This is a genomic window from Desulfofundulus sp. JL263-se (assembly GCF_056316025.1).
Map to the genome: position 1 here is coordinate 1947117 of NZ_CM149993.1, position 11848 is coordinate 1958964.

The following is an 11848-nucleotide window of genomic DNA, read 5'->3' on the forward strand; positions in this document are numbered from 1 at the left end:
CGGGGTGGTTCCATGTACTTTCACTTTGCCGTCCCGATCTCCGTCCCCCTGCTGGCCGCTGCTGCGGTCTTCTCTTTTATGGTGGCCCTGCGCATCAGGGCTACGGTGACGGTCTTCGACCTTGTGGGCCCGCGCCCTTCCCTGCGCGAACAGGTGTTCGAATTCGTCGACTCCCTGGTAAAGCGGTACCCGAACCTGGCAAAATTCCTCGGCCCGTCGGACGTGGAAGAGCGGCTGGCCCTGGCGGGCAACCCCCTGAAGCTCAAGCCGGAAGAGTTCTACGCCCTGCGTTTGGGCGCGGCGGGCCTCGCCGCGGTGACCGTGGTAACAGGCCTGACGTTAGGAAACATGTTTGCGTTCCTGCCTGTTTTGGTCTTGAAAGCACCGGACTGGTGGCTTTCGTACCTGATCACCGAGCGGCGCAAGAAGATGAAAAGGGAATTCATGCAGGTAGCTTCCCGCCTTGCGACGGCCCTTTCCGGCGGGCTCCCGGTGGACGCCGCCCTGGAGTGGGCGGCCTCCGGGGCGCGGTACCACCGGGCGGCGCTCCGCGAGGAGCTTAACCGGAGCATCGAGAAGGCCCGGACAGGCCTGCCGTTTGAGGAGGTGCTGGACGAGTTCGCTTCGCGCACGGGTCTCCTGGACGCGCGGCGCCTGGCAACGGTAATCATCCAGGCGCAGAAATTCGGCGGGTCCATTGCCGACAAGCTGGCCGAGGCAGTACGGGATGCCAGGGAAAGGAGGAAGGCCGAGATAATCGGCCAGGCGCAGAGCGCCGACCGGAAGCTCCAAATGGCGGTGTTCGTCATGGCCCTGCCAACGGTGTTCCTGACTCTTGCCCCGATGGGGATCACCCTGATGCAGCAGGGACTGTTCGGGCCGTAGGGAAGGTGATCCGCTTTGGGGGACATCGATCCGTTTGCAGGACTTTTGGTAAACATGGACAGCACGCTGTTCCTGTTCAGGCAGACCGTCCACAAGGCCGTGCTGTTCATGCAGGGCGCGCCCGTGCTGCTGGCCGTCGTTTCGGTCTTTCACCTGGTGGTTCGAAATTTCCTTTCGCCGTTCCTCGGGAGAGCCGGGGCAAGCCTGGCCGCCCTGGGGGCGGTGGCCCTGGGCATTGGTTTTTTCGGGTTTAAAGCGGCCGGCAACCCCGCTTTTGCCTGGGCCGTCCTGGTGTGGGCCGCGAACGCCGGGGGAGCAGCGGCGGCCCAGGTATCGTACATGTTTCGCAAGGAGGGATAGCTTGGCTTTCTTAAAAAAGTTTGTAAAGGACGAGCGGGGCGACGCAGTACTGGTAATGTACCTCATCATGATCTTCTGTATTCTGGGCGTGCTGGCCTTCGATTACTCCCGGGCGCACGCGGCCCGGGCGCGGCTGATGACGGCGGCGGACGCGGCGGCCCTGGCGGCGTGCATGGAAGCCAAGGTCATCCCGGAGTACGAGTACGAAATGCTCGACTCCGGCGGCAATATAACCAGCGAACCCGGCAGGGCCGTTGAAGTCCGCGCGAAAATCGCCGGGTACCACGCAGACTTGCAGAACAGGCAGTGGGCGGCCAGGGCGGCGGCAGAGAACACGTTCCGAAAAAATATTTTCGGTGAAAAGATGCCCATGAAAGGAGCCGCCCTGCCACCGGGATACGTGCCGCAGGGCTCGGACAACGCCGCTTCCGGAAACTATGTTGCCGCTGGCGAGGTCAGGTTTGACAGGCCGAAGTACGCCAGAGACGGCAGCGTTTACTACGACGAGTACAAATTCAAGGCAACGGCCGGGGTAAGGACGTTCCTCCTGGCAGGCCCTTTAGGAAAATGGCTCGCGGGAGCGGTACAAAAAGATTCTTCACTCCCGAAAGGGTGGCAGGGAGTAATCCCCCTGAAGGTTGAAGGCACTGCTCAGGCACTGCCGGGCAAGAGTCAATAATACTGAAAGGGGTGATCAAAAGTGCTTGAAACGGTCAGGTCTTTCCTGCTGACTGAAGACGGCGGTGCGGTAGAGTGGATCCTGTGCATTATCGCAGGGGCGCTGATCGTCGCCGTGGCATACGGTAAACTGAAGGGTACCCCGGGGAGCCTGGGGCAATCGATTACCAGCGCCGGGTCGCAGGCCGCCAATGCGGTGCAGCAGAACATGAAGCCTTAAAAGGGAAGGCGGTTCGCTGTTCGGGCCGCCTCTTTTTTGAAAAGGAGGTGAACCGGGCATGTTCCAGGCAGTTAAGTCTTTCCTCCTAGCCGAGGACGGCGGCGCCGTGGAATGGATCATCACCATCATCGCCGGGGCGATAATCGCCGCTGTGGCCTACATTAAACTGAAGAGCGCTCCCGGGGACATCGGAAAAAGCGTCCAGGACGCCGGCACGGCGGCCAAGGGTGTGGTAGATCAAATCCGGCCGGTTTTGCAGTAATAAGCGGGAAGAAGGCGGGGAACAACTCCCGCCTCTTCTTGTTTTTTGAGGGGGTGATCTGGAAATGAGGGTACTTTTTTCTTTCCTCCGCGATGAATCCGGCGGGACCGTCGAATGGCTTCTCTGCATCATCGGCGGTGCGCTCCTGGTCGCCGTGATCATGAAAAACCTGAAACCGGGCGTACAGGGTGCGTCTCAGAGCATGGGCGATGCCCTGCAGGGGAAGTAGGTGCTGGGTTTGGCAACACCACTGCAACTGCTGTGCCTGGCGTTTCTTGTAGCGGCTTCTTTCTACGACATCAAGCACCACCTGAAAGAAGGTAAGGGACGCATACCCAATTGGCTCAACCTGGTAGCTGCGCTTCTCGGTCTCGCGCTGCATGCCGTTTCCGGAGAGTTCCGGGAGGCGGCCACCGGGTTCGGCTGGGGGTTTTTCTTCGGTATAATCTTTTATGTTTTGGGCCTGTTCGGTGCAGGGGACGTTAAAATGCTGGCCGCCGTGGGAGCAACGGTCGGGAAGGACCTGACTTTCCTGACGTTGCTGTGCGGGCTGGCCTGTTTGGTCGCGTGGTCCGCACCGCTCAGGATATGGAAGTGGGGTTTTAGAAAGTTCTGGGAGCACGAAAAACAGGGTCTCTTCTTCCTTGCCGCCCGGATAAGGCTCAGGCAAGAATCACCGGAAAAGTTTGACCTGACCAGGCTCCCGCTGGCCCCGTTCGTGGCAGCGGGGTACTGCCTGGCTGTCTTACTGAAAAATTTGGGGGTGATCACATTGTGATCAGGTTTCTCCGTTATTACCTGCACTCCGAGCGCGGCTCCGCGCCCGTCATCGGCTTTGTACTTCTCGTTCCCCTCCTGGCCGTCATAATCTACGGCGTCACCTGGCTTGGCCAGATGGCTGACGTCCAAAATGTGGTCGAAGAAGCGGCCCGGGCCGGGGCCAGGTGGCTGGCGGTGCACCCCGGGGACATCGAAGGAGCGAAGCAGAAAGCGGCGGACGTGGTGTTGGGGTCTTACACCGTGAAGAAGCCCATCGACCCGGGGAGCATGGAAGGAAAGCTGATAGGCAAGTTAACCAAACACGGCAGCCGGTACTACATTGGGAGCAACTGGGTGAAGCCCGCCAACGATAACGTCAGGCGGCAGATGGAGGAGCTCCTGGGGCGGACCGTGCTGGCCGCCGGTACCTGGATCGAGGCCGACGTGTTCAAAGTAAGAGTTGCCACGACCAACCCGCCGGAGGCGCAGACGGTAAAGCAGCAAAGTGAGAAATCGGGGGTCCAGCCGGGCACATCGGGGAAACAGACGGCAGACCAGGTGCGGCACCCCGGACCTTTTCCGGCGGCGGCGCTGGCCAGGTACGGGCAGGGACCCTGGGGGACGTGGGGGATAAGTTCTGCCCAGTCGGGTACCCAGAAAGTTTCTACTGGCGGCACCCTGCGTCTTGAAGTGAATTGCCACCGGGCGGACGTTTGGAGCAACCCCTGGTCACCGGCCGGCGGGGGGAGGATCAAAAAGATTCACATTAAAGGCAAGAGCGAGCGGCGATACGATTACGGCTACGTCTACGGCTGGAACGGCTCCTCCTGGGTACTTCTGACCAAGAGATGCAGCCCTGAGCGTGACAGGGAGTACGATGAGTGGATCGACGTTTCCGGTAAGAATATAACAAAAATAAAGACCAGACTTATTACGGATCGCAGTGTCCTTTATAAACCTACTTATGTTGATGTACCGGAAGTTGAGGTTGAGGGAAGACAATTCGGCTGGCCTGACCCGGAGGCATGGTGGATCTGGGGACAGCCGGGCGCGGACCGGTGCGCCCCGAACGGACAGGAAGTAACGCTGACATCGCCGGTCCTGTGGACGCAGAACTACGCCAGGTACCGGCTTTATGCTACAGCCGATGACCACTTTAATGTAAAGATCGACAATACTGTTGTCCTCCAAGGGTCCGGTCGCGGGGCGAAGATTAAAGACTGGGAACCGGGACCAAACCGCGCTGTTCAGTTTGTGGTAAATGCCCGGAACAATTACGGTCCAGCGGGGTTCTTATTTTCCGTGCGCCATACTGGATGGCACTGGCCCGTGTCGTACCAGCCTCAGCCCATCTCCGGCGGGCTGGTTAAATACCCCGCGTGGACGGTGCCCTCTGCACAGTGGGTTACTGTAACTGCGAAGGTCCGCTACGGGCAGGCGGTACCTGTTTATATTGGAACAGGAAACCAGGGAAATTCCGGCAACACATCAACTGGCGGCGCGCTACGGCTTCAGGTAAACCGCCACCGGGCGGACGTTTGGAGCAACCCCTGGTCACCGCCCGGTGGGGGGAAGATCAAAAAGATTCACATCAAAGGCAAGAGCGAGCGCAATTACGATTACGGCTACGTCTACGGCTGGAACGGCTCCTCCTGGGTACTTCTGGCCAAGAGATGCAGCCCTGGGCGTGACAGGGAGTACGACGAGTGGATCGATGTTTCCGGCAAGAACATCACGCAGATAAAGGTCAGGCTTACTACCGACAGGAGTGTCCTCTACAGCCCGACTTACGTGGACGTTCCCGAAGTAGAGGTAGGTTATGACTGGGTGGCAAGTGGGAACGGCACGCTCTATTTTTACGCCTACCCCAATACCGATTACTTTGTGTGCATAGCCTCCTCATATGACGGTAGTAACACATCAACTGGCGGCGCGCTACGGCTTCAGGTAAACCGCCACCGGGCAGACGTTTGGAGCAACCCCTGGTCACCGCCCGGCGGGGGGAGGATCAAAAAGATTCACATCAAAGGCAAGAGCGAGCGGCGATACGATTACGGCTACGTCTACGGCTGGAACGGTTCTTCCTGGGTACTTCTGACCAAGAGATGCAGCCCTGAGCGTGACAGGGAGTACGATGAGTGGATCGATGTTTCCGGCAAGAACATCACGCAGATAAAGGTCAGGCTTACTACCGACAGGAGTGTCCTCTACAGCCCGACTTACGTGGACGTTCCCGAAGTTGTAGTGGAGAAACAGTCAGGGCAGGGGTACGAAGTTACTGTGAACCTCGACGGTGGGATTATTCTTCACTCAGATTCTTCGTGGCGGTACACTCCCGTGGACGGTGTACGATACGAGCCGGTAATGCTGCCGCAGAAGGTTGCGCCGGGAACAGAGTTTATTGTTAAGCTCAGCGTGACCAACACCGCCCGCAAGGAGTGGTTTGCGTCCCGGCCATCCTGGTGGCCGAATAACTGGAATAGTCCCGATTCCTGGAAAACGCGGTTTTCCTACCACTGGTACGGCAATAAAGGCAGCCTGGTAGTGCGGAACGGACTGAGAACTGCTCTGCCCCGCAACGTCCGGCCGGGTGAGACGGTAACCCTTGACTTAAAAATAAAAGCCCCGGCCCAAACGGGCAGATACAGGCTGGTCATAGACGGCGTGCAGGAGTATTGTGCATGGTTCGGCCCGCTGCAGGGGGTCAACTGGCCCGCTGTTGAAGCGTGGGTGGACGTGGTTAACCTGTCTTACGGCGTTTCCTACAGCCCGGTTTCTGTGCCGAAATACATGGAGGCTGGGAAGACCTACACCCTCCGGGTGACAGTGAAGAACACCGGCTCGCTGACGTGGACGCCGGAAAACAGGGTCGGCCTTTCATACCACTGGCTCAGAAACGCGGGCGGGCAGAAGCCCCCGGTGGTCACCCGGGACGGCACGAGGACTTACGTCCAGTTCCCCGTGCCCCCTGGTGGGAGCTACACGTTCACTCTTCCTGTGACCGCGCCTTCTTCCCCGGGAAGTTATGTTCTGGAGCTAGACATGGTTCATGAAGGCGTTACGTGGTTCAGCCAGAAGGACTGCCCCGTGGTGGACGCGCCGGTGGAGGTGCCGCAGGGAGATGTCCTGAAGGGCCTCCTCACCTTTGACGGTGCTGACTACTGGGTGGGGAACGTCCTCGTGCGCTCCACCAGCCCGGACCTCTCAACACTCGCCGGGCGGAAGGTCACGCTGTGGGGCAACTACGCCGGGAAAGAGAGGTTCTTCCGCGTAACCTCGGTGGAAGAGTACTTGCCGGGCGATTGGACGGCGGTTATCACTTTCGACCCCAATAAGGACGTGCTCTGCAACGACCCGGTGCAGGGCGACCCCGAAGCCCCGCCCGGAGACCCGGTCGGGCGGAAACGCACGGACGGCTACGCCTACTGCCGGGTAACGTACCACTACCCGGTGCCGCTCAGGAAATTCTGGGAGTGGGCTTCCGGCAGGGGCATGTGGAAGTCGCCAGAACCGCTGTCCAAGAGTGTTACCGGTGAAGCTTTCTTCAAGTCCGGCGAGGCTGGGGGTGCTGGTTCGTGATGCGCTTCATTTATTCTGAACGCGGTTCTTCCGTCATCGGGTGGGTTCTCGTCCTCCCGGTGTTGTTCTTTTTCGCTGCCTTCGGGTTCGTTTACTTTTACCTGGATCAGGTCAGAGCTTGCGTCGCCATGGCCGCCCGGGAGGGGGCGCGGGAGTACGGCATACAGCTGGGGCAGGGGGTACCCTACGCCGAGGGAGCAGCGCGGAGACGTGCCTTGGACGTCCTGATTCAGGAAAAGATGCTCCCGCCGGACGCCGATTTTCTGCCGGGCAGCACAAGACCTGCCAGGGGTAAGAGGGGTGCAAATATCTCTTTCTCCGACGATGGCACGTGGGCAAGGTGCACCATTACCTACTACGTGCCGAATCCTCTGCCCGGAGCGCCGAGGCTGCTCTGGAAAAAGGATGCTTCCGGTAAAGAAAAATGGTGGCCGGATGATCACTTCGTATTCAAGGTGGCCGGCGCGGCGAAGCACGAGTACCGGATGCCGGAAGGTTGATTTCTCAAAAAAAGAACAATCTTTTAACTTTCCCGCCGAGAAGTCCCCTTCCGTGAGGGAGGGGATGAAAGGCGGCTACCGCGGGGACCGCGGGAAGTCAGGCCTGTGGAGGGGCCGCAGGCTCCCAATGAAGCAGGAAGCCCCTTCCGTAAGGGAGGGGTAGTTCACAATTGGGATAGAGTGAAGGGGGAATTTTAAAGTGCTGTATTTGCGCAAAAGCATCCTGGCGGTAATCATTATCGTTTCTCTGCTGGCGGGATTTGCCTCCGGTTTCGGCGGCGGGTATTATAAGTACGTTTACGCCCCGCAGAAGAAGGCACAGGAGGTGGCGAAGAAACAGCAGGAAGAACTCAACAAGATGGTGCGGCGCGGTGAGATCGTATCCGTCGAGCCCGACAAGCTAACCGTCAAGGTGGAGAAGGGCGGCGGCGACGTCGGGAAGGTCATCACCGTGAGAACCAACGAGTATACGTCGGTCCAGATAGGCATGAATTTCGTGAGCGAGCCGGGTAAGAAGACCGACCTGACGCAGTGGTTCAAAGCGGGAGATTTTGTGGATATGCTGGTCAAGGACGGCCAGGTATTAGCCCTGCACCGGGAGCTGAGGCCGGGCGAGCAGGAGCCGCAGACGCTGCAGGGGCCGGTCGAACTGGGCCGGAGACAGCAACAATAGGGACAAGCTGGGAAATAGCGGGGACGGGACCGGGAATTGTTTTTCCGGTCCTTTTTTCTGTATCAAAAAAAAGGAAACCGTTCTCTTGTGCAAAAGAGAGAGGAAAGGAGCAAATCTATGGGAGTGGTTTTTTTGGACAAGGAACAAATCAAAGAGTTGCTTTACGCCGAGCTGGAACTTTCGCTTGATGTTGAGGAGCTAAAAGAGCGGCTCAAGACTATTGGTTGCCACATCAAGTTACTGGGCGAACGTTTGGAAAACAACCCTGCCGGAATAATCCTCGCAGACTGGCCTGAACCTGTGGTATTCCCTTCCGGTGACATGAGCAAAATGCCCCATTTCAACCTGGCGAAATTCGAAGAAGAATACAGTTGGGAAAAAATTCGGCAAATGATCCGGGACCTCAAGCTCAAAATCGAAAGACTAGAAGATGTGCAGAAGCGATTGTATACGGTAAGAACAAAATGGAAGAAGTAGTAGAGGATCGGAAATATTTATCTATGTGACCTCCTCCCACCATTGAAATGGTGGGAGGAGGTCACTAAACCGCAGCAGCAGGAACAGCCGCAGCAGAAGCAGTAACGGAGTGCCGGGGATGACCCGGCCTTTTTGTTGGAGGTGGTTTTTATGGGCTACAACAAGAAGTACAGGAATTTTTGGAACTTTTTTAAGGACCAACTGGTTTTTGCTGTTTTTGCCTGGTTAATCCTTGGTCCGGTTCTCCTGTTCACGATACCGGTTCCAACAGGCGCAGAAGCTTTTCTTAACAAGCGGGTGCTGGTTGATCCAACTTATACACCTGCGGAAAGACACGGGCTGTTCCTTTTCATGCTGCACCTGCTTGGGGTTGCAGTACTTGATGTTCTGGTATCACTCGCAATTGTGGCGGTAGGGTGCTTTATTGCATGGGTATCCTTGCTGGCGAGGGAATTGAAGGAAATACCCGGCAGCAGGACGAAAATCCAGAAATTGACCTGGCAGGAGAGGCTGGGCAGGTATATCGATTTCAGGAGGTGCGGCTGATGCAAGGGCTGTCTCTGCAGGCGGCGCTGTTCTTTCTGTTCGTCCTGGTTCCGGGTTACATGGGGATGTGGGCGGCGGGCAGAGTTGGAGAAGCCCAGCACAAGCTTCATTCAGTGCTTTACCGGGGCGTAACGAGCTTTGGTGTGGCGTTTCTTTTGCTCTTATCTGTTTTTCCAGGAGAAGCGAAAGTTTTTCTCGACGTTCTATCGGGAAAAGACTATTCTGACCTGACGTCGATAAGGTTGCTTGGGTGGTTCACCGCTTTCTGCCTTCCCGCTGTACTTCTCGGCTTTGCAGATTTTGCGGACAACCTTCGCTTTGCCTATCTTGTTAAGACGAGCCGGGCGTGGCGGCACTTCTTGATGAAAGACACTGCTTTTGAGCTGTCGCCCCGCGACGACATGTTCTGGGAAATATTTCAGTGCTACCGTGCGGTTGGTAAACGCCCCCTGGTCACAGTAGTCCTGGATAAAGACAGCATACCAGTATCCGGAGATACCTCTACCGGCAGGTTGTGTGGGGAAGTGTTGAAGGTGAGTTGGGGGTTAAGACCGGGCATTTTGATCGCCGATATGGACTTTCCGCAAAATGTGTTCTGGGTGCCGATGCAGGACATAAAAGCAGTGGTATTTGAAAATCCTGGTATCAAACCTGAGTGCGGGATGCTTGACCACAAGACGAGGAAGTTGCTGAACATGATTCACCCCGGGTATGGGGACGAAGTGGAAGAGAGGTACAGAAGAAAGTTGGATTAGTGACTACTCCCTACCCCTGAAGGGGTAGGGCTTCTATGAGCCCTACCCGTACCTCCAGGATCATCGGTTTGCCTGGTGCACCGGGTGCTGCAAACTGACTATCTTCCCGTGCTGCGACTGGACAAATTTATGCAGGTAACTCTGGTTAGACACCTTTCGGCTCCCAGAGGGGGCGGTCACTGACGCCACTACTACTCCAGGTACTGGGCTCTACGCCGCAGCCCTTAGAGATACTTTTACGAATTTGTTATACCTCTTGTCCCACCGGTACACTTCCGGCGGTTTAAGTCTTAAAACCTGTCTCATATCGCAGCGGCCGAACAGGTAGTTCTTGATGATGCCGTTGACACCGTTTAAATCGGCGTGTATTATTGCGCCGCAGCTCCTGCAGCGCCAAAGGCCCCGGTGAATCCGGTAAGATTTGTTCCTCACTCCACACCGGCTGCATATCTGGGAACTATACCTTTCACTTGTCTTGTCGGGATATACCTGCTTGAGCAGGGATTTGTACGCATGCTGTTGCTTAATTTGCGCAAACGGCAGCTGGTTAACCTTCTGACTAGCTTTTTTGCTCTTGTCGCTGGTGCGTGTCCTGCGGCGGATGTTGGTTAAATCGCCCAAAACGGAAAAGGTTATATCCTCAGCATGATCTAGTTCAGACATCAATTTCGTCAGCGCGTTAGTCAACTGTTTAATCCGGCGGTCAAGCTTTTTGAGTTTGTTGCGTTTGGCCGCAAGCAGCGCTTTCCATTTTCGGGAACCTTCTTTACACCGGGACATCTTCTGCTGGAATTCAGCGATTACCTTGTTCCGGTACTGTATCAGCGCTAGTAGTTCCCGGCAAATGATCAACTGCTGGCTACCTTCCGTAGATGCCCTGGCAACCAGGGGGGAGTTTAAATCGTATGCCGATACCTTGCCGGCCAATACCATCGGCACCACCCCAAAGTCCCAGGTGACGTGCAACCCCAGCCCGATTACTTTCTTCTTGCGGTAAATTGCCTTTACCTTGACCTCGACCGGAATGCCCTTTAAAACTGTGCCGTCCGGCAGTTCCAGGACATCGGAATCTTCCGGCAAGGGAACCGTTATGTCGTCCAACCTACGGGACAGCTTCAGGATTAACTGACCTTCCTGGTAATTAAATCCCTGCCGTTTCCAGGTAACAGTGCGCAGGGTGTTCTTGTTCTTAAAGCCCGGCGGGCACATCTCGTCGTGACCGTTGTCTCTGTGTTTAATGTAGGAGCGTACCGCCTCGAAATATTCTTCCACCACGGCCTGGGAACTTTGGGAATGGAGTTGTTTCCACGATTTGTAGCGTTTAAATCTTCCCTTCAGTTCGCTTTCAGTCGGGTATTTTTCACCATTCTTGCGGGCTTCCCAGCTCTCCCACACGCAGGAGTTCCAGATTTTCGTAGCGGCCAGCATAAGCCTCTCAAATACGGGCAACCATATATTCAGGGAAAGCGGTACCACTCTCGTAAGGTATAGACGATTATCCTGTTTCTTGCCTTTGTTCTTCGCCCAACCCATCGTTTTCACCACTTATTCGTCTTGACATTCTTCGATGTAATGTTTGATGGTTTCGGCTGATACGGTGCCGGCTGTACCAACGTAGTAAGTGCGGGTCCAAAGTCCCCTGCTTCCCGTTTGCTTGCTTAACTCGGGAAACTTCTGGCGCAGGTACCGGGACGTGTAGCCTTTGAACATGTTGACCAGTTCGGATGGCGCATGTCTTGGTGGTGCGGAAACGAACAGGTGCACATGATCCGGTTGCACAGACAAGCTTAAAACTTCCACCTCTCGTTCTTTACATACTTTCCGCAACAGCCGCTCGAATTCTTCAGCTGCTTCTCCGGTCAAGATCTTTCTCCTGTACTTGGGTATCCAAACAAAGTGATAGTTAATGTTGTAATGTGCATACCTGGTTTTCTTTATCTTCATAGCGAGTTAAGTATACCGATATTTCTGTTAAAATGCAATGCGTTCAATCAAAAAGCCGCCGCTTTCATCCCGCCCCTTAAAAGGGAGCGGGTTTTCCCGCGGCGGTTCTATAATGATCAGGGGCCGGGGAAGCTCGGCCCTTTGTTTTCCAAGAGCAGCTTTTCGTGTAGAAAATCGGCTAGTTTGCGAGCTGCCTTGTGAAAGTGAGGC

15 protein-coding genes are annotated in these 11848 nt (G+C 56.2%); 13 read left to right on the forward strand and 2 right to left on the reverse strand.

Annotation, left to right across the window (positions count from 1 at the left end; all coding sequences use genetic code 11):
- Positions 1–12: 12 nt before the first annotated feature.
- The 13 genes from ACX4JR_RS09990 (at position 13) to ACX4JR_RS10050 (ending at position 9694) form a co-directional block, all read left to right on the forward strand.
- A complete protein-coding gene (locus ACX4JR_RS09990) occupies positions 13–885 on the forward strand; it encodes a type II secretion system F family protein (RefSeq protein WP_476057924.1) in 873 nt (290 codons plus the stop codon).
- Between the two features lie 99 nt (positions 886–984).
- Positions 985–1245, forward strand: a complete 261-nt coding sequence (locus ACX4JR_RS09995; RefSeq protein ID WP_476057925.1) for a hypothetical protein — start codon at positions 985–987, stop codon at positions 1243–1245.
- A gap of 1 nt (position 1246) precedes the next feature.
- Positions 1247–1924, forward strand: a complete 678-nt coding sequence (locus ACX4JR_RS10000; protein ID WP_476057926.1) for a pilus assembly protein TadG-related protein — start codon at positions 1247–1249, stop codon at positions 1922–1924.
- Positions 1925–1945: 21 nt separating this feature from the next.
- Positions 1946–2143, forward strand: coding sequence for a hypothetical protein (locus ACX4JR_RS10005; RefSeq protein ID WP_476057927.1), 198 nt, complete (start codon positions 1946–1948; stop codon positions 2141–2143).
- A gap of 58 nt (positions 2144–2201) precedes the next feature.
- A complete protein-coding gene (locus ACX4JR_RS10010) occupies positions 2202–2405 on the forward strand; it encodes a hypothetical protein (protein ID WP_476057928.1) in 204 nt (67 codons plus the stop codon).
- Positions 2406–2469: 64 nt separating this feature from the next.
- On the forward strand, positions 2470–2634 hold the full coding sequence (locus ACX4JR_RS10015; protein ID WP_476057929.1) for a Flp family type IVb pilin: 165 nt from the start codon (positions 2470–2472) through the stop codon (positions 2632–2634).
- A complete protein-coding gene (locus ACX4JR_RS10020) occupies positions 2635–3183 on the forward strand; it encodes a prepilin peptidase (protein ID WP_476057930.1) in 549 nt (182 codons plus the stop codon).
- Complete coding sequence (locus ACX4JR_RS10025) at positions 3180–6743, forward strand: TadE/TadG family type IV pilus assembly protein (protein ID WP_476057931.1); 3564 nt, start codon at positions 3180–3182, stop codon at positions 6741–6743. The genes ACX4JR_RS10020 and ACX4JR_RS10025 overlap by 4 nt, the downstream gene beginning before the upstream one ends.
- 59 nt (positions 6744–6802) lie before the next feature.
- Positions 6803–7243, forward strand: coding sequence for a hypothetical protein (locus ACX4JR_RS10030; protein ID WP_476057932.1), 441 nt, complete (start codon positions 6803–6805; stop codon positions 7241–7243).
- A gap of 199 nt (positions 7244–7442) precedes the next feature.
- Entirely contained in the window at positions 7443–7916 is a 474-nt protein-coding gene (locus ACX4JR_RS10035) for a hypothetical protein (RefSeq protein ID WP_476057933.1), read from the forward strand.
- A 117-nt stretch (positions 7917–8033) separates the two neighbouring features.
- Positions 8034–8393, forward strand: a complete 360-nt coding sequence (locus ACX4JR_RS10040; RefSeq protein WP_476057934.1) for a hypothetical protein — start codon at positions 8034–8036, stop codon at positions 8391–8393.
- Between the two features lie 150 nt (positions 8394–8543).
- A complete protein-coding gene (locus ACX4JR_RS10045; RefSeq protein WP_476057935.1) occupies positions 8544–8939 on the forward strand; it encodes a hypothetical protein in 396 nt (131 codons plus the stop codon).
- Entirely contained in the window at positions 8939–9694 is a 756-nt protein-coding gene (locus ACX4JR_RS10050; RefSeq protein WP_476057936.1) for a hypothetical protein, read from the forward strand. The genes ACX4JR_RS10045 and ACX4JR_RS10050 overlap by 1 nt, the downstream gene beginning before the upstream one ends.
- Positions 9695–9904: 210 nt before the next feature.
- Here ACX4JR_RS10050 and ACX4JR_RS10055 read toward each other — a convergent pair whose 3' ends face one another.
- Together ACX4JR_RS10055 and tnpA are read right to left on the reverse strand one after the other, a co-directional pair.
- On the reverse strand, positions 9905–11227 hold the full coding sequence (locus ACX4JR_RS10055; protein WP_476057937.1) for an RNA-guided endonuclease InsQ/TnpB family protein: 1323 nt from the start codon (positions 11225–11227) through the stop codon (positions 9905–9907).
- Between the two features lie 12 nt (positions 11228–11239).
- Positions 11240–11638, reverse strand: a complete 399-nt coding sequence (tnpA, locus tag ACX4JR_RS10060) for an IS200/IS605 family transposase (protein ID WP_476057938.1) — start codon at positions 11636–11638, stop codon at positions 11240–11242.
- Positions 11639–11848 lie beyond the last annotated feature (210 nt).